The organism is Streptosporangium sp. NPDC023615 (genome assembly GCF_040640155.1).
GTDB lineage: Bacteria > Actinomycetota > Actinomycetes > Streptosporangiales > Streptosporangiaceae > Streptosporangium.
In genome coordinates, this window is record NZ_JBFABE010000004.1 from 114,848 (window position 1) to 137,191 (window position 22,344).

The following is a 22,344-nucleotide window of genomic DNA, read 5'->3' on the forward strand; positions in this document are numbered from 1 at the left end:
CCTTTAGTTCTCTGTGATGTCAGTTCTCTTCGGGGACGGCACGCCGCCCCGTCGTGCCCGTTCCGGGCGCGGGCGCCCGGAACGACTCTTCGGGCGCCGGGAGCCGTCCGGCCTCCGGCGGCGAGGCCCGCCGCTCGGTGGCGATCAGCTCGTTCAACCAGCGCACTTCGCGCTCGACCGACTCCAGGCCGTGACGCTGGAGTTCGAGGGTGTAACTGTCCAGCCGCTCGCGCGTGCGGGCCAGGGCCGTGCGCACGCCGTCCAGCCGCTCCTCCAGCCGGCTGCGGCGGCCCTCCAGGATGCGCAGCCGGACCTCCGCCTCGGTGTGCCTGAAGAAGGCGAAGTGCACGCCGAAGCTCTCGTCCTCCCAGGCGGACGGACCGGCCTGGGTGAGCAGCTCCTGGAGGCGCTCCTTGCCCTCCGCGGTCAGCCGGTAGACGATCTTCGATCGGCGTCCGGAGAGCACGGTGGGCGCGTCCGCGGGCGCGGCCGCCGCCGCGCCGTCGCCGTCCTCGATGATCAGCCCGTCGGTCAGGAGCTGGCGCAGGCACGGGTACAGCGAGCCGTAGGAGAACGCCCGGAACATGCCGAGCAGGGCGTTGAGCCGTTTGCGCAGCTCGTAGCCGTGTAGCGGGGTCTCGTGCAACGACCCGAGCACGGCCAGCTCCAGCACGCCGCCTCGTCCGCCGGCCACTGGAAACCACCACCTCTCGCGTCGATGTATCGAACCGATACATCAGCAGGATACGTCTATCCAATATAGGTCTGCAATCAGCGACTTTCCGAAGAGGTTGGGAGCAAACAACAAAAAGCCGTAGTCTGGCGCTTATGTGGTCACAGCAGACGGTGATGAGGCCCGGCCTCCGCGGGACGCGGACCGCTTTTCAATACGGGAAATCCCGCGTCGGCGCGGGAGAGGTCTGCCAAGGTTGTTGTCGGAACCAGTTGACGATCTCGTTCGTCCCCGGGAACGGAGATCCACCCGAACAGGCCGGCCAGCAGTGAGCCAAGGCGACGAGATCTTCGGCGACCGGAAGGTCACCCGGGAGGTAGTCTCGCCCGCCTGCACGCCGTGTAGACCCCGATGACCGAACGAGGACGCGTGAGTTACAGCCACAGCAATGACCCGGAGCCGAACGGGCGCCCGGAGGGCGCGGACGGTTCGGCTCGTCAGGGGCGGCGCCGTCGCTCAGGCCAAGGAGCCGCTCCCCGTGCAGTTCCCCCATCGCAAAGCGCCCAAACCGGCGGCGCGGGGTGGGACCCGTCCCGGCAACCGCAGCCCGGTCCGGCGCGATCCTCGGCACAACCGGCGCAACCGGCGCAGCCCTGGCAGTCCGAACCGCCCCGGGGCGCGGGCGCCGATCCCCGGACCGCGATGATGCCCCAGCCCGGGGGAATGCCCTACCCCGCCTCAGGTGACGCGCGTCCCGGCGGCCCCGGTCCCGGCGCGCCCCCTCCCGGCGGCCCGGGTCCGGGCGGCGCGGGTCCGGGCGCATCGCGTCCCGGTGGCGCGGCTTCCGGTGCACCCTATCCCGGTGGCGCCCCCCGGCGGACGGGCGGGGCGCCCGGGCACGACGCCGGTCTCGCCGACGGGCCGCCCGGTGGCGGGGCGACGGCGAGGGGCGGCGATCCGCGCCGCGGGGACACCGACCCGAACGACCGCCGCGCCGCGGCCGCGTTCGAGGACACCCGGTCGATGACGGCCGCCCAGGCGGCCGGCGGACGCTCCGGGCCGGGCGAGGGCGGCGGGCGCAGGCGCCGCGGACGCGCCGCGGGCGCGACGGCGCGGGGTGCCGCCGCACTCGAGGGGCCCGGCGGTCCCGCGGGACCGGGCGGCCCGGGCGGGGACGGCCCCGGGGACGGCGAGGAGGACGCGCCGAAGAAGAGGTGGACGCGCTTCCTGCCCAGCTGGAAGATCCTGATGGCCAGTCTCGTGGTCGTCACCGCCGGCGTCTTCGGCATGATCGCGGTGGCCTACGCCAACACCCCGGTCCCCACCGCCAAGGACAGCGTGGACGACCGGGGCAGCATGATCTACTACGCCAACGGCAAGGTGCTGGCCCGCCTGGGCGTCAAGCGCACCCCGGTGACGATCGACAAGATCCCCGACCACGTCGAGGACGCGGTCATCGCGCTGGAGAACCAGACCTTCCGCACCGACAGCGGCATCGACCCGTACGGCATGGCCCGCTCGGTCTGGAGCACCGTCAGCGGCGCCCAGCTCCAGGGCGCCTCGACGATCACCCAGCAGATGGCCCGCGCCTACTACGAGGGGCTCAACCAGGAAGTGTCGGTGCAGCGCAAGATCAAGGAGATCTTCGTCGCCGTCAAGATCAGCAAGAAACTGCCGAAGAACGCCATCCTCGAGCAGTACATGAACACCATCTACTTCGGCCGCGGCGCGAACGGCATCCAGGCCGCGGCCCAGCAGTTCTTCGACAAGAACGTCGACGAGCTGACCGTGCAGGAGGGCGCCTACCTCGCCGGCCACATCCAGAGCCCCGACGCCTTCGACATCCAGGAGCGGGCCGGGAAGTACGCCGCCACCAAGGAGCGCTACGAGATCGCGCTGAAGAACATGGCGGAGATGAACCCGGCCAAGTACGGCAAGTACGCCGGCAGCCCCTTCGAGGACCTGGAGTTCGCCGACTACAAGATCAACCAGCCCTTCAAGGGGCTCCAGGGCTACATGCTCGACATCGTCCTGCGGGAGCTCGGCGAACGCGGCATCGAGCGCAAGGACCTGGAGATCGGCGGCTTCAAGGTCTACACGACCTTCGACAAGAGCCTCATGCGGGCCGCGCAGAAGGCGGTCAAGGGCCGTACCAAGGGGCTGGACCCGACCATCCACGCCACGATGGCCACGGTGAACCCCAAGAACGGCCGGGTGCTCGCCTTCTACAGCGGCGACGACTTCATCAAGTACTCCGTCAACCGCGCGTTCGACGTCACCAAGCAGGCGGCGTCGGCCTTCAAGCCCTACGTGCTCGCGGCCTGGCTGGAGAGCGGCAGGTCGCTCAACAGCTACGTCGACGGCAAGCCCACGATCGAGATGCCGAACACCAAGCCGATCAGCAACTCGAACAGGCAGGGGTTCGGGCCGATCAACATGGTCACGGCCATGGCCAGCTCGGTCAACACCGTCTTCGCGCAGATGGGCCAGGCCGTCACCCTCAAGGAGGTGGCGCGGATCGCCACCGAGGCGGGCGTGGGCGAGAGGGCCAAGCGCAACCCCGCCTACGAGGGCATGAACGGGGTCGACTACGCGGTCGAGAAGCAGAACTACCAGGCCACCATCGGTGTCGCGTCGGTCACCGCGGTCGAGCAGGCCGCCGGCTACTCGATCTTCGCCAACGAGGGCAAGCACGTCGACTGGCACACCGTCGTCAAGGTGGTCGACTCCAACGGCGCGGTCAGGGTCCCGGAACTGGCCGTGCCGGAGACGGTCATCACCCCCGAGTCCGCCGCCGACGCGACCGTCGCGCTCCAGGCCGTGGTCAAGAGCGGCACCGGCACCGCGGCGAACATCGGCACCCGCCCGGTGGCCGGCAAGACCGGCACCAACAACGACTACAAGGACGCCTGGTTCGTCGGCTACACCCCGCAGCTGGTCACCGCGGTCGGCATGGCCAAGGACGTCCCCTACAACAGGGCCGGGACGCGCAGGCTCAAGGTCGACAAGTACGGCATGCCCAACCGTAAGATCCCCAACGAGAAGATCCTGTGGAAGGAGGAGTCGATGCCCTCCTTCATCGGCGGCGGTGGCACCCCGACCCAGATCTGGCACGACTTCATGCAGGTCGCGACCGCCAAGCACGAGGTCGTGCCCTTCCCGCCGAGGGCCGACGTCGGCACCCAGAGCAACCTGGCCACCCCCACCCCGACTCCCAGCCCGACGCCGACGGCCGAGGAGACCAACCCGTTCCCCGACGAGAACGGGGACGAGAACGGCTGGTCCGACGGCGGCGGTGACGGGACCGAGGACCCCGAGGGCCGCGAGTGCCTGCCCTGGGACGGCTCGTGCGGCGTCGGCGAGAACGGCGGCGGTGACGGCGGCGGAGGCGGTGACGGCGGCGGAGGCACCGGCGACGGCGGCGGCGGTGACGGCGGTGACGGCGGGGGAGGCTTCGAGGAACAGCGGCCCGAGGGGGACTTCGGCCAGAACGGCGCCCCCGGCGCGGCCGTGCCGGCGCCCGCCACGAACCAGCGGCGGTCGTGATGAAGAACCTGAAGACCCCCGAGAACCCCGAGAACCCCGAGCCGCCGCGGGACGTGTCGTCCGAGTTCGGCGCCCGAACCCTCCCGTACGTGCCCCTGGCCCTGTTCGCGGGGCTGGGGGCGGTGCTGGCCTGGTTCTGGAAGTGGCCGTGCCGGGTCGGCGGAGCCTGGAACGACGGGACGAAGCAGTTCACGAACTTCTGCTACACCGACATCTATCCCCTGTGGTGGAACGAGAAGCTCAACGAGGGCAAGATCCCCTACTTCGACTACCCGGTCGAGTACCCCGTCGGCATCGGCGGGATCATGGAGTTCTTCCGCCGGATCGTGAGCCCCATGGGCGACCCGGGGACGGCGTTCTACGACCTCACCGTGGTCCTGATGGCGATCTGCCTGGTCGTCGGCGTGCTGCTGATGGCCACGCTGGCCGGCCCGGCCCGGCGCTGGGACGCGCTCTGGTACGCCCTGGCGCCCGCGCTGATCCTCACCGCGTACATCAACTGGGACCTGGCGGCCAACGCCCTCGCGCTGGGCGCGCTGCTGGCCTGGTCGAAGCGGAAGCAGTGGCTCGCGGGCATCCTGCTGGGCCTGGCGATCGCCACGAAGTTCTACCCGCTGATGTTCCTGGGCCCGCTCTTCCTGCTGACGCTGCGCACCGGCCGGTGGAAGCCGTTCCTGCAGACGCTCGGCGGCGTCGTGGGGGCCTGGCTCGTCGTCAATGTACCGATCATGTTCTTCGCCTTCGACGGCTGGAAGAGGTTCTACGTCTTCAGCCAGGAACGCCCGGCCGACTGGGGCTCGATCTGGTACTTCTTCCAGCAGAAGCAGTGGCCCGTCCTGGGTGACGGCGCGCTCCTCGACAAGCTGGGCATCGTCTCCCTGGCCGCGTTCTGCCTGGCCATCGCCGTGATCTCGCTGACCGCCAGGACGCGTCCCCGGCTGATGCAGTTGTGCTTCCTCACCCTGGCGGCGTTCATGCTGACCAACAAGGTCTGGTCGCCGCAGTACGTGCTCTGGCTGATCCCCTTCGCGGTCCTGGCCAGGCCGGGCTGGAAGCCGCTCGCGCTCTGGCAGCTCGCCGAGTGCTGGTACTTCTTCGCGATCTGGCTCTACCTGGTGGGCCTGCAGCCGGGCAACGAGGCCCTGGGCATCGCCGGCGACACGTACTTCACCGGGGTGTGGGGCCGGGTGGTCACCATTCTGATCATGATGGCGTTCGTCGTACGGGACATTCTCTCTCCGGAGAAGGACGTGATCCGCGAGGACGGGAGCGACGACCGGGCGGGAGGCGTCTTCGACGGCGCCCCGGACCGCTTCAGGCTGGCGCTCTCCTAGCGTCTCCGTGGCGCCCCCGGGTCTCCATGACGGGTGCCGGGGGCGCCGGGTGGACGGATGATCCGTCCCGTGGGCGCCGGGGCTGGCCGCGAGAGGGATGATCCGCGACAATTCCACCTTGTGACCGCTTCTGCCCAGGTGACCACTCCGGCCGGCCCCCCGCGCGACACCGCGTCCGAGGGGCTGTTGCTCTGGCTGGCCTCGCGCGTGGGGATCGTCGTCCTGACGGTCGTCGGCGCCCAGGCGATGATGGAGGGGGATGCGGTCCCGCGACCCTTCCTGGAGCGCTGGCGCAACTGGGACGCCAACCTTCTGGTCACCATCGCCGAGCACGGCTACGACGGGGTGCCGGGGGCCGACCCCGACAGAGGGCTGCCCGCCTTCTTCCCCGGCATGCCCCTGGCGCTGCGCGCCGTGCACCTGCTGGTGGACGACTGGACGGTCGCCGGGCTGCTGATCTCGTTCGCGGCCGGTGCGGTCGCGATGATGGCGCTGGCCAGGCTGGCCGAGTTCGAGGGGCGGCCGGGGACGGGCTGGCGCGCGGTGCTGGCGCTGATGCTCTGGCCGATGGCGGTGTTCCTGTTCGCCGGCTACAGCGAGTCGCTCTTCCTGGCCTTCGCGCTGCCCGCCTGGCTCGCGGCGCGTCAGGGCCGCTGGCCGCTGGCCGCCGCCCTGGCCGCGGGCGCCTCCTGCGTGCGCATCACCGGCCTGTTCCTGGCCTGCGCGCTGATCGTGGAGTTCCTCGCCCGGCGGCAGCCGTTGCGGCGGGCCGGGTGGCTGGTGCTCCCCTTCGTGCCGCCGGCGCTCTACTCCGCCTATCAGCACTCCCGTACCGGCGACTGGCTGGCCTGGAAGACCGCGCAGGAGGCCGGCTGGGGACGGCACATGGTCTGGCCGTGGGAGTCGCTGATGACGACGTGGAACGCGGCCATGGGCGAGGGGAGGGTCGCCTGGGCGTTCCGGCTGGAGATCGCCGGGGCGGTCGTCGGGATCGTGCTCGTGCTGGTCCTGCTCCTGATGCGCCGGTGGAGCGAGCTCGTGTACGTGGGCCTCCAGGTGGGTGCCCTGCTCTGCTCCGCCTACTACCTGTCGGTCCCGCGCTCGGCACTGCTGTGGTGGCCGCTCTTCATCCTGATCGCCAGGGCGAGCAACGGTCCGGCGCCGTGGCGGAAGTGGGTCATCATCGGCTACGCCCTGCTGGTCGGGCCGCTGATGGCCCTCAACACCCTGATCTTCGTCGACGGCGCCTGGGTGGGCTGACCTGCGGCGGGCCGATGCGGCCCGACCCCTTACCCGTTATCGCGGTGAAGTAATCCCATGAAGTTATCCACAGGCTGTGGACGGATCGCCGCGCCGCGCCCGGCCCCGTCTACAGTTTCGACCGCAGGAAGGCGATGTCCTGGGCCTGGCCGTCGGCGGGCGTCTCCACCACGATCGGCGCGCCGGCGCTCCGGCACACCTGGAGGATGAGCTCGGGGTCGATCGTTCCCGCCCCCAGGCTCGCGTGCCGGTCGGCGCCCGAGTCGAAGGCGTCGCGCGAGTCGTTGCAGTGGACCAGGTCGATGCGGCCGGTGATCGCCATGACCCGCTCGACCACGTCCGCCAGGTCCTCGCCGCCCGCGTGGGCGTGGCAGGTGTCGAGGCAGAATCCGACGTCGAACCCGTCCAGCGCGTCCCAGAGCCGGCCGATGCGCTCCAGCTTGCGGGCCATCGCGTTGCCGCCGCCCGCGGTGTTCTCGATCAGCACCGGGACGTCGTGCCCCTCCAGGCGCTCGAACACCTTGCGCCAGTTGTCGAAGCCCGTCTGCGGGTCGTCGCCCGCGCCGACGTGCCCGCCGTGCACGATCAGCCCGCGCGCCCCCAGCTCGGCCGCGGCCGCGAGATTCGCGGCGAGCAGCTTCCGGCTGGGGATGCGGACCCGGTTGTTGGCGGTCGCCACGTTGATCACGTACGGGGCGTGCACGTAGACCGCCACGTCCGAGTCCTTGATCTGCCCCGTCCTGTCGCCGACGACCGGGCCCTTCCAGCCCTGGGGGTCACCGAGGAAGAACTGCACGACCTCGGCGCCGCGCGCCCTGGCGTGCGCCAGCGGGTCGTCCTGATCGACATGAGCTCCGATAAGCGGCATGTATCCGAGAGTAGCCGTTTCAACGTCCGAAGCCGGGGCAGTCGCAGGGCGCGCCCCACCGCCCGCCCCCACGGGCCAGAACGAGGAGTTCACATGGCTTACCGCCGCCGAGGGATGAGTCTCGTCCTGCTGATCTACATCCTGATCGGCCTCTACGTCGCCTGGGTGTACGACTACATCACGCCCGCCCTGCTCAAGGACATCGCCGAGGCCCTGCTCGCGGTCTTCCTGTGGTTCCTCGTGCTGCTGGGCGTGGACCTGAACCTGAGTTAGCCGCCCCGCCGCCACCCGACCGCCGGTGCGGCCTCGGCCGCCGTCGGGGCCCCACGGGGAACCCCCGTGACGGACGCCGAAGGACGCACCGGCGAGTTCCCTCCCACCTCGGGACCCGCCCGGCGCGGCGACGGGCCGACCTCCACCGGACTGGTAGGCTGACACGGCTACGTCGAACGGGTGTGTTATCGCCCACCCTCCACCCAGGACGCCGAAATGGGCGTCGGGGGTGCAGCACGTCAGCGTCCTCCTGTCACGGCACCGTGTCGTGACCGCAACAGTCCAGAGGAGGTTGGAAGTCAGCATGCGCCGTTACGAAGTGATGGTCATTCTTGACCCCTCGCTCGATGAGCGTACGGTCGCCCCTTCCCTCGACCAGTTCCTCACGGTCGTCCGCAACGACGGCGGCACCGTGGAGAAGGTCGACGTGTGGGGTCGCCGCAGGCTCTCCTACGACATCGCGAAGAAGCCCGAGGGCATCTACGCCGTCATCGACCTGAGCGCCGAGCCGGCCACCGTCAAGGAGCTCGACCGTCAGATGAACCTCAACGAGGGCATCCTGCGGACCAAGGTCCTGCGCCCGGACGTGCACTAAACCCCGGCTTTTGTCGGGCGGCAGTCGTACTCTGAGCCGATAACCAGCGAAGGCCGCAGGAAGGGCAGCTCCAGCCATGGCAGCAGGCGACACCACGATCACCATCGTCGGCAACCTCGTCGACGATCCCGAGCTGCGCTTCACCCCGACGGGGCAAGCGGTGGCCCGGTTCCGCATCGCATCCACTCCGAGGTTCCTCGACAAGACGACCAACGAGTGGAAGGACGGCGAAGGGCTGTTCCTGACCTGCAACGTGTGGCGGCAGGCGGCGGAGAACGTCGCCGAGAGCCTCCAGCGCGGCATGCGGGTCATCGTCCAGGGACGGCTGCGCCAGAGGTCTTACGAGACCAAGGAAGGCGAGAAGCGCACCGTCTACGAGGTCGAGGTCGACGAGGTCGGCCCCTCCCTGAGGAACGCGACCGCCAAGGTCAACAAGACCGCCCGTCAGGGCGGTGGCGGTGGCGGCGGTTTCGGCGGCGGCCCGGCCAACGACCCGTGGGCCTCCGCGGCGCCCGCCGCACCGCAAGGTGGCGGCGGCGGTTTCTCCGGCGGCGGTGGCAACAACTACGGGGGCGGCGGTCAGCAGGGCGGCCAGCAGGGCGGCCAGCAGGGTGGCGGCGGCTTCGGCGGCGGCGACTTCAGCGACGAACCGCCCTTCTAGCCACGACTCGCGCGGGCGGCCACGATCGCGCCCCGCACCCCAGTCCCTATCCGCAGCGACCATTCCCGCCTGACGGCGGGGCTCTGAAAGGAGCACCACGATGGCCAAGCCGGCACTGCGCAAGCCCAAGAAGAAGGTTTGCCTGTTCTGCCACGACAAGATCTCCTACGTCGACTACAAGGACACGGGGCTGCTTCGGAAGTTCATCTCCGACCGCGGCAAGATCCGTGCCCGCCGGGTGACGGGCAACTGCACCCAGCACCAGCGTGACGTGGCGACCGCTATCAAGAACGCTCGTGAGATGGCGCTCCTGCCGTACATGAGCACCGCGCGTTAAGGAGGTCGGACAGATGAAGCTCATTCTCACCAGTGAGGTCACCGGCCTCGGCACGCCCGGCGACATCGTCGAGGTCAAGAGCGGCTACGGCCGCAACTACCTGCTCCCCCGTGGCTTCGCGATCCTGTGGACGCGCGGCGGCGAGAAGCAGATCGCCTCGATCAAGAAGGCTCGTGACGCCCGCGAGATCCGCGACCTCGGCACCGCCAAGGAGGTCGCGGGCCAGCTCCAGGCCCTCAAGGTGCAGCTGAAGACGAAGGCCGGCGAGTCCGGCCGCCTCTTCGGCTCCATCACCACGGGCGACGTCGCCGAGGCCGTCAAGGCCGCCGGCGGCCCCCTGCTCGACCGCCGTCGCATCGAGATCGCCTCCGCGATCAAGAGCCTCGGCACCCACCGGGTCAGCGTCAAGCTGCATCCGGAGGTCTCCGCCTCCCTCGACATCGAGGTCGTCGCGGCCTGACCCGTTCCACCGGCGCGGGCCCCTCTCCCTGACGGGAGGGGGGCCCGCGCGCGTTTCCGGACCCGCACCGGGGATCTCCCCGCCGGATCACACATCGGGGTTCCGGCCGGCGGGGAGGCGCCGGACGACCGCTCGGGCCCGGCCGTCCCGCCTTGAGCGCGAAGGCTCGCCCGCTTCCGCCCGGCCGTCCCGCCCTGAGCGCGAAGGCTCGCCCGCTTCCGCCCGGCCGTCCCGCCCTGAGCGCGAACGGCCCGCCCGCTTCCGCCGGGCCGGTCGGGCCCGGCGGCTCGGCCCTCAGCGCGAACGGCCCGGCGAACCCGCCGCGGGCGGCGTAGGCGCCCCCGAACGCCGACTGCGGGGCGCCCGGCGGGACCCCGTCGCTCCAGGTCATCGGGGATACGTACAATTCGTGGGTCGCTGCTTCATCCTGGAGGTCTTGTCATGGTCCGTCCTTCGACGCTGTTCGCCCTCGGCGCCCTGGCGGTGGCCGCCGTGGGCTGTGCCCCGGCCTCGGAGACGACCCAGGCGAGCCCCTCGGCCCCGGGCGCCGCCGGGACGGCCTCCTCCGGTGCCGACCCCTGCGCCAAGGAGAGCCTGCCGCTGAAGACCCCCGGCAAGCTGACCATCGGCACCGACAAGCCCGCCTACGAGCCCTGGTTCGCCGACGACGACCCGTCCAACGGCAAGGGATTCGAGAGCGCGGTGGCCTACGCCGTGGCGGACCGGCTGGGCTTCGCCAACGGTGACGTCACCTGGGCCACGGTGAAGTTCGACTCCGCGTTCGCCCCCGGAGCCAAGCAGTTCGACTTCGACCTCAACCAGGTCTCGGTGACCCCCGACCGGGCCAAGGTCGTCGACTTCAGCAAGGGCTACTACACGGTCAAGCAGGCCGTGGTCGCGCTGGAGGCCTCAAAGGTCGCCTCCGCCACGGATCTGGCGAGCCTGAAGGACGCCAAGATCGGCGTCCAGGTCGGCACCACCTCGCTGCAGGCGGTCAAGGACGTCATCCGGCCCTCGGCCGAGCCCAACGTCTACAACGAGCAGATCGACGCCGTCAACGCGCTGAAGAACAAGCAGGTCGACGCCGTGGTGGTGGACCTGCCCACCGCCTTCTACGTGACCGCGGCCCAGGTCGACAACTCCAGGATCGTCGGTCAGTTCGGTACCGCCTCCGGCGTTCCCGAGGTCTTCGGCGCGGTCTTCGAGAAGGGCAGCCCCCTGGTGAGCTGCGTGAACGGGGCGATCGACGAGCTGGCCACGTCCGGTGAGCTCGCGAAGATCGAGACCAGGTGGCTCGGGTCCGCCGCGGGCGCCCCGGAGCTGAAGTGACGTCACCGTCCCCCGTGCCGGCGTCACGTCCCGCGAGCGTGCCGATGTCACGCCCGGCGAGGATCCGCCCCCGGGCGCGCCGCGCGAGCGGTGCGCACGACGGCGCCCGATGAGGAACGACGAGGGCCTGCGGGTCCCCGACGGCTGGACGAAGAGCGACCGCCAGGTCGAGCGGGAGCGGCTGCGCAGGCGGTCGTCGGTCCGCTCCGGCTCGATCGCGACGGTCTCGACGGTCCTCGTCCTCGTCCTGCTCGCCTGGCTCTTCACCACCTCCCCGGGCTGGCCCCGCGTACGGGAGACGTTCTTCGACCCCGAACAACTCGTCCGGGCACTGCCGGACGTGCTGAGCGGCTTCCTGCTCAACATCAAGATCTTCCTGATCGCGGAGCCGCTGATCCTCGTCGTGGGGCTCGTGGTCGCGCTGATCCGCAACCTGCAGGCCCCGGTGTTCTTCCCGCTGCGTGCCCTGGCGGTGCTGTACACCGACGTCTTCCGCGGCGTGCCCACGATCCTGATCATCTATCTGGTGGGGTTCGGCCTGCCCGCGCTCGGCCTGCAGGGCACGCCGACGGATCTCGCGACGCTGGGCATCATCGCGCTCACCCTCTCCTACGGGGCGTACGTGGCGGAGGTCTTCCGGGCGGGCATCGAGTCGGTGCATCCCAGCCAGCGGGCCGCCGCGCGTTCCCTGGGTCTGAGCCACGGCCAGACCATGCGCTACGTGGTGGTGCCCCAGGCGTCGCGACGGGTGGTGCCGCCGCTGCTCAACGACTTCGTCTCGCTGCAGAAGGACACCGCGCTCGTCGCCACGATCGGCCCGCTCGAGGCGCTGCGGCAGGCGCAGATCCACGCGGCCAGCACCTTCAACTACACGCCCTACCTGGTGGCGGCGCTGCTGTTCATCCTGCTCACCATCCCGATGGCGCGCTTCACCGACTACCTGGCGGCGCGTTCGCAGCGGAGGCGGAGCCAGTGAGCGGTCGGACGGCGGCGAGGACCGTGGTGGCGACGGCAGCGAGGACGGTGGCGGCGGGGACCGCGGCGGCGGGGACCGCGGCGGCGGGGACGGTGGTGGCGGGGACGGCGGAGGGGGGGGCGGCGGCATGAGCCTGCTGAGCATCGAGGGCCTGTGGAAGAACTACCACGGCCACAGCGTGCTGCGCGGCGTCGACCTGGAGGTCGAGCCGCACGAGGTGGTCTGCCTGATCGGGGCCTCGGGGTCGGGCAAGTCCACCCTGCTGCGCTGCGTCAACCTGCTGGAGACGGCCGACGACGGCACGATCCACCTGGACGGCGAGGAGATCACCGATGTCCGGACCGATCCGGACGAGGTGCGCAAGCGGATGGGCATCGTGTTCCAGGCGTTCAACCTGTTCCCGCACATGACCGTGCTGGACAACGTCACGCTGGCCCCCCGCAAGGTACACGGGACGGGCAGGCAGGAGGCCGAACGGCAGGCTCGTGAGCTGCTCGCCAGGTTCGGCCTGGCGGACAAGGCGGGCGCCTACCCCGACCAGCTCTCCGGCGGTCAGCAGCAGCGCGCGGCCATCATCCGGGCCCTGGCCACCAAGCCGCGGCTCATGCTGCTGGACGAGGTCACCTCGGCACTGGACCCCGAACTGGTCAAGGAGGTGCTGGAGATCATCCGGGAGCTCAAGGCGGGCGGGATGACCATGATCCTGACCACCCACGAGATGGGCTTCTGCCGCGAGATCGCCGACACCGTCTGCTTCCTGGACGGCGGGGTGCTGCTGGAGCGCGGTACTCCCGAGCAGATCTTCACCGATCCCCGCGAGGCTCGTACCAGGGAGTTCGTTCAGACCGTGATCGACGCCCGGCGTCTGTGAGCCGCTGAGCGCCTGCCGGGCATCCGCCGATGGCCGGTGCGGTTCCCGCGCCGGCCCGCGGGCGTGACCTCTGCGGCCCCTGTGTCCTTCCGTGTCTTCCTGCCCCTCAGGGGCCCCGCACGCCCGGAGAGAACCGTACGTGACCCCGAGACCCGTGAAAGGTTCCGGGCAGGCGCAGGAGGGCTCAGGGAGGCGCCGGGAGGCCAGGGAACGCGCCGTGTGCCCGCTCCCGGGTCCCCGGGTCCCGGGTTCCGGGTTCCGCTCCCAGGATCCCCGGACCACGGCTCACGCTGCCCGGGTCTCCTCAGCGGCGGTGCCTGCCCCGGGAACCGCCACCGGGGCCGTAGGGGCCGGGCGGTCCGGAAGGTCCGGCAGGCCCGGAAGGTCCGTAGGGACCGGAGACCCCGGGTGGCCGCCCGTAGGGTTCGGGCGTTCCGTAGGGCCCGGACGAGCCGGGAGGCCCGTAGGGGTTCGGAGGACCGTAGGGTCCGCCCTGACCACCGGGTCCGCCCTGTCCACCCGGTCTACCGGGGCCGCCCGGGCCGAAGGGATCGGGCGGGCCGGGCGGGCCCGGCGGGTCGAAGGGTCCCCGGGCGGTGCGGTCGCCGGGACCCCCGGGAGGCAGCGGCTCCGACAGCTCGGCGAGCACGCTGTTGCGCCTGCCGTACATCAGGTAGACCAGGACGCCGAAGGCCATCCAGATGATGTAGTACAGCCAGGTGATGAGCTGGAGGTTCACCATCAGCCAGAGGCAGGCGAGGATCGAGGCGATCGGCACGCCCGGGGAGAGCGGCGTGCGGAACCCGCGGGGCAGGTCCGGCATCGTCTTCCGCATCCTGATCACCCCCGCCGCCACCGCGATGAACACGAACAGGGCGCCGATCACGACCAGCGGTTCGAGCGTGAGCACGTTCACGAACTCGGCCAGCAGGATCGCCAGGAAACCGATGATCAGGGTGACCCGGGTCGGGCTGTGGTAGCTCCGGTTGATCTTGGAGAGCGAGCGGGGGATCAGCCCGTCGCGCGCCATGGAGAACAGCACACGGGTCAGGCCGACGAGCAGCACCAGGATCACGGTGGTGAGGCCGAGCACCGCGCCGATGTTGATGATGTGCACCATGAAGCCCTCGCCGGCGCTGCGGAAGGCGTTGGCGAGCGGCGCGTCTTTGTTGATCTTGTCGTACGGGGTCATGCCGACCATCACCACGGCGACCGCGATGTACAGGACCGTGGTGATCACCAGGCTGCGGATGATGCCCTTCGGCATGGAACGGGGGGCGTCCTCGGCCTCCTCCGCACCGGTGGCCACGACGTCGAAGCCGATGTAGGCGAACGTGATGACCGCGGAGGCGGCGAAGATGCCGAACCAGCCGAAGGCGCCCGTCTGGCCGAAGATGATGCCGAGCACCGGGGAGTCCATGGTGTCCGCGGCCTTGGCCGCGGGCTCCGCCGGCACCGGGATGGCCATGAGGTTGTTCTGGTCGAAGTGGAGGGCGCCGACCACGATGACCGCGCCGATGGCCAGCAGCTTGGCCACCACGATGATCCACAGCGCGCGCAGGCCGACGCGGGCGCCCAGGGCCACCACCGCCGTCAGGACGACCAGGATGAAGATCGTGAAAAGGTCGAACCCCTCGGCCTGACCGACCACCCCGGCGATCACGTCCGGGAAGGTCACGCCGAAGTCGGCGAGCATCTGGGCGGCGTAGAGCGACCACGCGCGGGCCACCACCGAGGTGGCCAGCAGGAGTTCCATCACCAGGGACCAGCCCACCACCCACGCCCAGACCTCGCCGAAGATGACGTAGGTGAAGGTGTAGGCGCTTCCCGAACTCGGCATGGCCGAGGACAGTTCCGCGAAGCAGAAGGCCACGAGGAGGGTGGTGATTCCAGCGATCATGAAGGAGAGGATCACGCCCGGTCCGGCCATGGAGGCCGCCTGACGGCCCGCGAGGCTGAAGATGCCCGCGCCGATCATGACACCGAGGCCGAGGACGATGAGGTCCTTCCTGCGGTAGGCGGTGGGCAGGCCGTGGCGCGCACCGGTCCATCGGCCGGTGGCATGGCTCGGTGGCATGCGGCGCACTATCGAAAGGGAAGAACCTTCGGGCACGATGTGACCAATCGTGGTGGGTGCATAACCCGTATTGTCGGACTCGTTTCACAGTGCCGTAGGAGAGTTCCGCTGGACAAGGGCTATCCGGTCACGTGGTGGACACCACAGTGTCACGCGTGGATCACCCGATCGGGCGGACACCGCCCGTCACGGCCACGTCGTCCGCCCTCCACGCGGCACCCGGACGACCCGCATCCCCTGCGGGGCAGGGGAATCCGCGCGGCCCGTCACGGCCGCCGGGCCACGGGGGCGGCGGGCCGCCCGCCGCTCAGGCGCCGACCACCAGCCACGCCCTCCCGTACGCGCGGACCGACAGGGTGACGAGACGGGCGATCATCCACAGGCCGAGGGCCAGCCAGAGTGTCACCAGGCCGCCGTCGCGCAGGTCGACCAGGTACGCGGCGGGCAGGTAGGCGAGCGTCGTCCACACCCCCGCCCAGGCGAGATAGCGCCGGTCCCCGGCGCCGATGAGCACCCCGTCCAGCACGAACACCACCCCGGCGGCCGGTTGCAGGACGGCCACCACCCACAGCAGGCCGAGCAGGTGTGCCGAGACCGCCGGCCCGGCGTCGAACAGGGCGGGAACGAACGGCCTGGCGGCCACCACGGCAAGGCCGAGCAGCACTCCGGAGCCGATGCCCCAGAGCACCATCCGCCAGGTCGCGCCGCGCGCCGCCGCCACGTCCCCCGCGCCCAGGGCGCGGCCGGTGATCGCCTGCCCGGCGATCGCGATGGCGTCCAGGGCGAACGCCAGCAGGGTCCAGATCCTGGTGGCGATCGTGTGCGCCTCGATCTGGTCCTCTCCCATGCGGACGGCCGCGGCGGCCGCGACGGCCAGCACCACCTGCAGGCAGGCCGTACGGATGACCAGGGCGATCCCGGCCGAACCCGCGGCGCGCACGCCCGCCAGGTCGGGGCGGAACGGGGCCCGGTGCCGGAGGAGGATCAGGCCGAGATAGACGGCGGCGGCGAGCGACTGGGCCACGACCGTGCCCCAGGCCGAACCCGCGATGCCCCAGCCGAGTCCCAGGACGAACAGGACGTTGAGGCCCGCGTTCAGCGCGAAGGCGCCGACCGAGACCAGCAACGGGGTGGTGGTGTCCTGCATGCCGCGCAGCACGCCCGTGCCCGCCAGCACCAGCAGCATGGCCGGGACGCCCAGCAGGCTGATCCGCAGGTAGGTCACGGCCTGGCGGGCGAGTTCCCCCTCGGCGCCGATCACCTGGACCAGCCAGGGGGCCAGCGGCCAGACCACCAGGACGATCACTGATCCGACCCCCGCGGCCAGCCAGAGACCGTCCACGCCCTGCCGCAGGGCCCGGCCGGTCTCGCCCGCCCCGATCTGCCGGGCCACCGCCGCGGTCGTTCCGTAGGCCAGGAAGACGCACAGTCCCACCAGGAAGGTCAGCACCGTGCTCGCCACCCCCAGGGCGCCGAGCGCGGGAGCGGGCAGGCGGCCGACCACGACGGTGTCGGTCAGCAGGAAGAGCGGCTCGGCCACCAGCGCGCCGAACGCGGGCAGCGCGAGGCGCATGATCTGCCGGTCGTACTCCCGGCCCGTGCCGCCGTCCCGGCCGGCGCGCCGGCCTCGGTCGGGCCTCTCGTCACGGGCGGGGTCGCCGGGACGGCTCGGGCGGTCGTCGCGACCCGGCCGGCCGTCGTGGGCGAGGCGACCGGGCCGGCGGTCGCGGGCGGGGCGATCCGGGCGACCGGAGGCGCCGGAGCGCCCGGGACCAGAGGTAAGAGGCACAGATGCATTGTGCCCGTTACCCTCCGGGGGATCACCAGCGGGAGGAAGCGGTCGGGGCATACCATGTGGGGCCACTCTCGGCGTGTCGCCCCAACTTTCTTTTCTCCACAGGCGGTGGATGACGTTTTCCCTGGTCACAGAGTTATCCACAGTTGTGGGTAAGAGTTATCCACAGGGCTGTCCCCAGGGTGCCCACACCCTGGGGGGAGAACTGCACAGCTTATCCACACCTCTGTCCACCGGCCGCGTTGCCAGTGCGGGCACGGAGCCGGGAAACTGTCAGCCCGGTGAGCTACAAATGGGGATAACGTAACTGTGTTCGAAAGAGGGGGTGTGCGGTGAGCATCGCGGAGCCACCGGTCTTCCAGCCGGGATTCGAGCGCACCCCGCCGAACAACATCGAGGCCGAGCAGTCGGTCCTGGGCGGCATGCTCCTCTCCAAGGACGCCATCGCCGACGTGGTCGAGATCCTGCGGTCCGACGACTTCTACCGACCGGCCCACCAGATCATCTACGACATCATCACCGACCTCTACGGCCGTGGCGACCCCGCCGACTCCGTCACCCTCTTCGACGAGCTGCAGAAACGGGGCGAGGTCGCCCGGATCGGCGGCGGCGCCTACCTGCACACGCTGACCGCCGTCGTGCCGACCGCGGCCAACGCCGGCTACTACGCGAGGATCGTCCGCGAGCAGGCCATCCTGCGCCGCCTGATCGAGGCCGGCACCCGCATCGTCTCCTACGGCTACGGGGGGCAGGACGAGGAGGTCGACGACCTGGTCGACCGCGCCCAGGCGGAGATCTACAAGGTCACCGAGCGCCGCACCTCCGAGGACTACGTCCCGCTGGCCGACATCATGCCGGGCGCGCTGGACGAGCTGGAGGCCATCGGCGGCCGGGGCGGTCAGATGGTCGGCGTCCCCACCGGCTTCCAGGACCTCGACGCCCTCACCAACGGCCTGCACCCCGGCCAGATGATCGTCGTGGCAGCCCGTCCCGCCATCGGCAAGGCGCTCGCCCTGGACACGCCGCTCCCCACCCCGGACGGCTGGACGACCATGGGCGAGGTGAGGCCGGGGGACCGTCTCATCGGCGCGGACGGCAGGCCGACCCGCGTGGTCGCGGCGACCGGCGTGCTGCACGGGCGCCCCTGCTACGAGGTGGAGTTCGACGACGGCACGGTGATCGTCGCCGACGCCCGGCACCAGTGGCGGACGACCAGCGCCCCCGTGACCAGCGCCCCCGCGACCGTCGCCCACCCGCACGTCTCCGCTCACCGGGACGCCTCCACCCACCCGAACGTCTCCGCGCGCCGGAGCACCTCCACCGACCGGGAAACCGTGCACCGGGACGTCAACGCGCACCGGGACGTGACCGCGCACCAGCGCGTCGTCACGACGGAGGAGATCGCCCGCACGCTGCACGGCGCACCGGCGGGCGGGCAGGTAGGCCACGCGGTCGCCGTCGCCGCCGGGTTCGACCTGCCCGAACGGGATCTGCCCCTCCCCCCCTACGCGCTCGGGGTCGCCCTGGGGGTCGGGCTCGGCGCCCGGCTCGGCGCCACAGGGAAGGGCCGTCACGGGACGGCCGAGGCCACCGTCGACATCGGGCACACCGGCGCCGGGCACACCGGCCGTGAGGACACCGGTGACGCCGAAAACGCCACCGGGGAGATCGGCGTGGTCACGGGTATCGAGAACGCCCCGGACGCCGACGGGGATGCCGCCGTGGTCACGGGTGCCGGGAACGCCACGGACGCCACGGGCGCCACGGGCGCCACGGCCCCCACCGGCGCCACGGGCGCCGGTGGGGGCCACGGCTCGTGGCCGGCCGCGCTCGACCCGGAGATCGTCCTCAACCTGGAGACCGAAGGACTGCGGATCACCGGCGAGGGTCCTGACGCCGCGGACCCCCCCGGCACCTCCGGCCCTCACCCCGTCCCCGTCGTTCCCGATCTCCTCGGTGTCCTCGGTGTCCTCGGCGCCCTCGGTGAGGAACGGATCCCCGGGACGTACCTGCGGGCCTCCTGTGAGCAGCGGCGCGCCCTGCTCGCCGGGCTCCTCGACGCCCGCGGCCACGTCGACCACGACGGCCGGGTCCGGCTCCCGATCACCGGTGACGGGCTCGCCCGGGACGCCTTCGAACTGGTGCTGAGCCTGGGGCACCTGGCCACCATGACGGCGGAGGTCACCGAGGACGGCGGCGACGCCCCCCGCGTCCACCACATGATCGACTTCGTGGCGCCCGAGAAGGTGTTCCGGTTGTCCGGCAAGGCCGTCCGGCAGGTGACCGGCGCTGATGCGGCGACACGGGTCCGGAACATCGTCGACGTGCGGCCGGTGCCCTCGACGCCGGTGAGGTGCGTGGAGGTCGACGCCGCCGACCACATGTACCTCGCCGGGCCGACGTGCGTCCCCACCCACAACAGCACGCTCGGGCTGGACTTCGCCCGGTCCGCCGCGATCAAGCACGGCATGACGACCGTGGTGTTCTCCCTGGAGATGTCCCGCAACGAGATCACCATGCGCCTGCTGTCGGCCGAGGCGCGGGTGGCGCTGCACGCCATGCGCTCGGGCACGATGACCGACGACGACTGGGCCAAGCTGGCCCGGCGGATGGGCGAGGTCGCCGAGGCCCCGCTGTTCATCGACGACTCGCCCAACATGTCGATGATGGAGATCAGGGCCAAGTGCCGCCGCCTCAAGCAGCGCAACGACCTGCGGTTCGTCATCATCGACTACCTGCAGCTCATGTCCTCGCCGAAGAAGACCGAGAGCCGCCAGAACGAGGTCTCCGAGATCTCCCGGGCCATCAAGCTCCTCGCCAAGGAGCTGGAGGTGCCGGTGATCGCGATCTCCCAGCTCAACCGTGGTCCCGAGCAGCGCACCGACAAGAGGCCCATGGTCAGCGACCTTCGCGAATCCGGAAGCATCGAGCAGGATGCCGACATGGTCATTCTGCTGCACCGGGAGGACGCCTACGAGCGCGAGTCGCCCCGGGCCGGCGAGGCCGACCTGATCGTGGCCAAGCACCGTAACGGCCCCACCGCCACGGTCACCGTGGCCTTCCAGGGCCACTACAGCCGTTTCGTCGACATGGCGCCCCACTAGGGGACGGCTTCAGGGCCGCCCCGTGTCACCGGGTTCGCGGCCCGAGCCGAACCGGACGAGACGCCGGGACGGTCCCTTCTCCTCCTTGACCTGAACCAAAGTTCAGGTACGACCCTTGTCCGGGAGGCACCGCAAAGGACGCGGGGTCCCGTGACCGGTGGAGGAGTCCCATGACCGAGCAGACCGTCAAGCTCGCTGTGATCGTAGGCAGCGTCCGGGAGGGACGGATCGGCCCGACCGTCGCGAGCTGGTTCACCGACCAGGCCCGGCTGCGCGAGGGCCTGGACGTCGACCTCGTCGACCTGGCCGACTTCCCGCTGCCGTTGGCGCTGCCGGGTTTCGGCTCGGCACCCGACCCCGAGGCGGCGCGCACCCTGGAGTCCCTGTCCCCGCGGCTGGCCGCGGCCGAGGCCTTCGTGGTCGTGACCCCCGAGTACAACCACAGCTTTCCCGCCTCGCTGAAGAACGTCATCGACTGGCACGACCGGCAGTGGCGCGCCAAGCCGGTCGGGTTCGTCTCCTACGGTGGCCTCTCCGGCGGGCTGCGGGCGGTCGAGCAGCTCCGGCTGGTCTTCGCCGAACTGCACGCGGTGACCGTCCGCGACACCGTGAGCTTCCACGGCGTCTGGAGCCGCTTCGACGACGCCGGGATCCCGAGAGATTCACAGGGCTGTGAGGGCGCGGCGAAGATCCTGCTGGATCAGCTCACCTGGTGGGCGAGGACCCTGCGCGAGGGCAGGGTGGCGCGCCCGTACGCCGCCTGATCGGGAGCCGGTCGTCCCGGGCTGATCGGCCGTCCGCCGCCCTGGGAGGTCGGGGCCGCCGTCCCGGGCTGATCGCGCGTCCGTCGTCCCGGTGGGGGGCGGGGGCGTCCGGTCAGACGGCGACGGTGAGCAGCGTGTCCCCGTCCCTCGTGCGTACCTCGAAGCGGGTTATCCCGACGGGCTCCCAGGCGACCCCGCCGTGGACGTAGAGGGGATCGGGGGAGCCGGGGACGCCGTACCCCCGTTCGGGCACCGCCCATCCGGTGACCACCCGGCGCTCGCCGGTGAGGGAGACGGCGATCAGCTCGCACTCCAGCGGCCCGGTGACCCCTCCGAGTTCGAGGACGGCATGGGTGCCCCACCCCTTGGTCTCGATCACCAGCCCGCCGGTGATCCCGCCGGTCCCGGTGCCGGCGACCGGTACGCCCCTCCGGTAGGCGTCCTCGGCCGGCCCGTGCGCGGAGTGGCCGGCGGGGGCGCCCGCGTCCTCGCCGGAGAGGGCGGCCCCGGCCGCGACCCCGCCGGCGAACAGGGTGACCGCCGCGGCGGCACCGATCACGAACGTGCCCCGGCGGGCACGCCGGCCGGTGGCCCTGTGGTGCCGCGGAAGGTCGATGACCTTGGCCCGCTCCCCGCCGGCGGATGCCGCGTCACCGTGCCTCGGGCGCCCGATGCCGCCCAGCGCGTCCGCCACCCCCGACAGCTCCCGCAACTCCACGGCGCAGACCGCGCAGGTGCGCAGGTGCGCGGAGAAGGCCACCCGGTCCTCCTCCTCCAGCAGGCCCAGGGCGTAGGCGCCCACGTCGGTGTGCTCCACTCGCGCGGTCATGCCGTCACCCCCCTCTCCTCCAGGGCGGCGCGCAGCGCGCGAAGGGCGTGGTAGACCCTGACCTTCACGGTCTCGACCCCCATGCCCAGGGCCTCGGCGGCGTCGTTCACCGACCGGCCCCGCAGCACGGTCTCGTGGAGGATCTCGCGGTGGACGGGGGAGAGCGACGCCAGCGCGGCCGGCATCACGACCTGCCGGAGCGGGTCCTCGGCGCGACCCGGCACGGGCAGGCTCTCCGGGGATCTCTCGCCCGTCCCGAGAGGATGCGCGTCCCGGCGGTGCCGGCTCCGCCGGTCGCCGTACGGCGGGGAGGCCTTCGCGAGGTCCTCTTCGGAGAGGCCGGCCGGAGGGGAGGCCCAGACGCCCCGGCGCGTCATGATCGGCGCTCCACGGTTCGCGCGTGCCGGTGGCCGCCGGCACGCGGAACGGGGTTCACCACCCGGCGATCTCCTGGGCCACGGAAGAGGGCCGAGGTCGTGCCGGTGCCCGCTGGATCGGACCACCGCCGGGCTTTCGTGATCACTTTCTGCCCTCCCGTTCCGGCCGCCGGACGATTCCGGTCTCGGCAGGCAGTACGGCGGCGCACCCGGGC

At 71.2% G+C, this 22,344-nt stretch carries 19 protein-coding genes; 13 read left to right on the forward strand and 6 right to left on the reverse strand.

Features of this window, described 5'->3' with window-relative positions; genetic code table 11:
- Positions 1-19: 19 nt before the first annotated feature.
- Complete coding sequence (locus tag AB0G16_RS04705; RefSeq protein WP_362798586.1) at positions 20-694, reverse strand: PadR family transcriptional regulator; 675 nt, start codon at positions 692-694, stop codon at positions 20-22.
- A gap of 1,002 nt (positions 695-1,696) precedes the next feature.
- On the opposite strand from AB0G16_RS04705, the gene AB0G16_RS04710 reads away from it, so the two are divergent.
- The 3 genes from AB0G16_RS04710 (at position 1,697) to AB0G16_RS04720 (ending at position 6,813) form a co-directional block, all read left to right on the forward strand.
- The gene (locus tag AB0G16_RS04710; RefSeq protein WP_362798589.1) at positions 1,697-4,219 is read left to right on the forward strand and encodes a transglycosylase domain-containing protein; all 2,523 of its coding nucleotides are present in this window, start codon (positions 1,697-1,699) and stop codon (positions 4,217-4,219) included.
- Positions 4,219-5,553 (forward strand): glycosyltransferase 87 family protein, encoded by a 1,335-nt coding sequence (locus AB0G16_RS04715; RefSeq protein WP_362798591.1) that lies wholly within the window; start codon positions 4,219-4,221, stop codon positions 5,551-5,553. Before AB0G16_RS04710 ends, AB0G16_RS04715 begins: the two co-directional genes overlap by 1 nt.
- A gap of 120 nt (positions 5,554-5,673) precedes the next feature.
- A complete protein-coding gene (locus tag AB0G16_RS04720) occupies positions 5,674-6,813 on the forward strand; it encodes a hypothetical protein (protein WP_362798594.1) in 1,140 nt (379 codons plus the stop codon).
- A gap of 109 nt (positions 6,814-6,922) precedes the next feature.
- On the opposite strand, the gene AB0G16_RS04725 is transcribed toward AB0G16_RS04720, so the two are convergent.
- Positions 6,923-7,681 carry a deoxyribonuclease IV gene (locus AB0G16_RS04725; RefSeq protein WP_362798597.1) on the reverse strand — a complete coding sequence of 253 codons (759 nt, stop codon included), beginning with the start codon at positions 7,679-7,681 and terminating at the stop codon, positions 6,923-6,925.
- A 93-nt stretch (positions 7,682-7,774) separates the two neighbouring features.
- Here AB0G16_RS04725 and AB0G16_RS04730 point away from each other — a divergent pair, with 93 nt between their 5' ends.
- The 8 genes from AB0G16_RS04730 to AB0G16_RS04765 all read left to right on the forward strand — a co-directional run bounded on the left by AB0G16_RS04730 (position 7,775) and on the right by AB0G16_RS04765 (position 13,183).
- Positions 7,775-7,954 (forward strand): hypothetical protein, encoded by a 180-nt coding sequence (locus AB0G16_RS04730; RefSeq protein WP_362798600.1) that lies wholly within the window; start codon positions 7,775-7,777, stop codon positions 7,952-7,954.
- Positions 7,955-8,258: 304 nt separating this feature from the next.
- Complete coding sequence (gene rpsF, locus AB0G16_RS04735; RefSeq protein ID WP_030919721.1) at positions 8,259-8,549, forward strand: 30S ribosomal protein S6; 291 nt, start codon at positions 8,259-8,261, stop codon at positions 8,547-8,549.
- Between the two features lie 76 nt (positions 8,550-8,625).
- A complete protein-coding gene (locus AB0G16_RS04740; protein ID WP_362798603.1) occupies positions 8,626-9,210 on the forward strand; it encodes a single-stranded DNA-binding protein in 585 nt (194 codons plus the stop codon).
- Positions 9,211-9,310: 100 nt separating this feature from the next.
- A complete protein-coding gene (rpsR, locus tag AB0G16_RS04745; RefSeq protein WP_344892480.1) occupies positions 9,311-9,547 on the forward strand; it encodes a 30S ribosomal protein S18 in 237 nt (78 codons plus the stop codon).
- Between the two features lie 13 nt (positions 9,548-9,560).
- A complete protein-coding gene (gene rplI / locus AB0G16_RS04750; protein ID WP_362798606.1) occupies positions 9,561-10,007 on the forward strand; it encodes a 50S ribosomal protein L9 in 447 nt (148 codons plus the stop codon).
- 441 nt (positions 10,008-10,448) lie between these two features.
- Positions 10,449-11,336 (forward strand): ABC transporter substrate-binding protein, encoded by an 888-nt coding sequence (locus AB0G16_RS04755; protein ID WP_362798609.1) that lies wholly within the window; start codon positions 10,449-10,451, stop codon positions 11,334-11,336.
- A 109-nt stretch (positions 11,337-11,445) separates the two neighbouring features.
- Complete coding sequence (locus AB0G16_RS04760) at positions 11,446-12,312, forward strand: amino acid ABC transporter permease (protein ID WP_362798612.1); 867 nt, start codon at positions 11,446-11,448, stop codon at positions 12,310-12,312.
- Between the two features lie 127 nt (positions 12,313-12,439).
- Positions 12,440-13,183, forward strand: a complete 744-nt coding sequence (locus AB0G16_RS04765; protein ID WP_362798614.1) for an amino acid ABC transporter ATP-binding protein — start codon at positions 12,440-12,442, stop codon at positions 13,181-13,183.
- A gap of 304 nt (positions 13,184-13,487) precedes the next feature.
- Here AB0G16_RS04765 and AB0G16_RS04770 read toward each other — a convergent pair whose 3' ends face one another.
- Both AB0G16_RS04770 and AB0G16_RS04775 read right to left on the reverse strand, forming a co-directional pair.
- Complete coding sequence (locus tag AB0G16_RS04770; protein WP_362798617.1) at positions 13,488-15,260, reverse strand: amino acid permease; 1,773 nt, start codon at positions 15,258-15,260, stop codon at positions 13,488-13,490.
- Between the two features lie 307 nt (positions 15,261-15,567).
- Complete coding sequence (locus AB0G16_RS04775; protein ID WP_362798955.1) at positions 15,568-16,833, reverse strand: MATE family efflux transporter; 1,266 nt, start codon at positions 16,831-16,833, stop codon at positions 15,568-15,570.
- A gap of 554 nt (positions 16,834-17,387) precedes the next feature.
- On the opposite strand from AB0G16_RS04775, the gene dnaB reads away from it, so the two are divergent.
- Both dnaB and AB0G16_RS04785 read left to right on the forward strand, forming a co-directional pair.
- Entirely contained in the window at positions 17,388-20,159 is a 2,772-nt protein-coding gene (gene dnaB / locus AB0G16_RS04780) for a replicative DNA helicase (protein ID WP_362798620.1), read from the forward strand.
- Between the two features lie 170 nt (positions 20,160-20,329).
- Complete coding sequence (locus AB0G16_RS04785) at positions 20,330-20,923, forward strand: NAD(P)H-dependent oxidoreductase (RefSeq protein WP_362798623.1); 594 nt, start codon at positions 20,330-20,332, stop codon at positions 20,921-20,923.
- Between the two features lie 112 nt (positions 20,924-21,035).
- On the opposite strand, the gene AB0G16_RS04790 is transcribed toward AB0G16_RS04785, so the two are convergent.
- Complete coding sequence (locus AB0G16_RS04790; protein ID WP_362798626.1) at positions 21,036-21,752, reverse strand: zf-HC2 domain-containing protein; 717 nt, start codon at positions 21,750-21,752, stop codon at positions 21,036-21,038.
- Entirely contained in the window at positions 21,749-22,129 is a 381-nt protein-coding gene (locus AB0G16_RS04795) for a sigma factor-like helix-turn-helix DNA-binding protein (RefSeq protein WP_362798629.1), read from the reverse strand. Before AB0G16_RS04795 ends, AB0G16_RS04790 begins: the two co-directional genes overlap by 4 nt.
- Positions 22,130-22,344 lie beyond the last annotated feature (215 nt).

Coding starts and splice junctions, on each gene's coding strand:
- AB0G16_RS04710 (WP_362798589.1), top strand. CDS start 1,697: ATGACGGCCGCCCAGGCGGCCGGCGGACGCTCCGGGCCGGGCGAGGGC.
- AB0G16_RS04715 (WP_362798591.1), top strand. CDS start 4,219: ATGAAGAACCTGAAGACCCCCGAGAACCCCGAGAACCCCGAGCCGCCG.
- AB0G16_RS04725 (WP_362798597.1), bottom strand. CDS start 7,681: ATGCCGCTTATCGGAGCTCATGTCGATCAGGACGACCCGCTGGCGCAC.
- AB0G16_RS04730 (WP_362798600.1), top strand. CDS start 7,775: ATGGCTTACCGCCGCCGAGGGATGAGTCTCGTCCTGCTGATCTACATC.
- rpsF (WP_030919721.1), top strand. CDS start 8,259: ATGCGCCGTTACGAAGTGATGGTCATTCTTGACCCCTCGCTCGATGAG.
- AB0G16_RS04740 (WP_362798603.1), top strand. CDS start 8,626: ATGGCAGCAGGCGACACCACGATCACCATCGTCGGCAACCTCGTCGAC.
- rpsR (WP_344892480.1), top strand. CDS start 9,311: ATGGCCAAGCCGGCACTGCGCAAGCCCAAGAAGAAGGTTTGCCTGTTC.
- rplI (WP_362798606.1), top strand. CDS start 9,561: ATGAAGCTCATTCTCACCAGTGAGGTCACCGGCCTCGGCACGCCCGGC.
- AB0G16_RS04755 (WP_362798609.1), top strand. CDS start 10,449: ATGGTCCGTCCTTCGACGCTGTTCGCCCTCGGCGCCCTGGCGGTGGCC.
- AB0G16_RS04760 (WP_362798612.1), top strand. CDS start 11,446: ATGAGGAACGACGAGGGCCTGCGGGTCCCCGACGGCTGGACGAAGAGC.
- AB0G16_RS04765 (WP_362798614.1), top strand. CDS start 12,440: ATGAGCCTGCTGAGCATCGAGGGCCTGTGGAAGAACTACCACGGCCAC.
- AB0G16_RS04770 (WP_362798617.1), bottom strand. CDS start 15,260: ATGCCACCGAGCCATGCCACCGGCCGATGGACCGGTGCGCGCCACGGC.
- AB0G16_RS04775 (WP_362798955.1), bottom strand. CDS start 16,833: ATGCGCCTCGCGCTGCCCGCGTTCGGCGCGCTGGTGGCCGAGCCGCTC.
- AB0G16_RS04785 (WP_362798623.1), top strand. CDS start 20,330: ATGACCGAGCAGACCGTCAAGCTCGCTGTGATCGTAGGCAGCGTCCGG.
- AB0G16_RS04790 (WP_362798626.1), bottom strand. CDS start 21,752: ATGACCGCGCGAGTGGAGCACACCGACGTGGGCGCCTACGCCCTGGGC.
- AB0G16_RS04795 (WP_362798629.1), bottom strand. CDS start 22,129: ATGACGCGCCGGGGCGTCTGGGCCTCCCCTCCGGCCGGCCTCTCCGAA.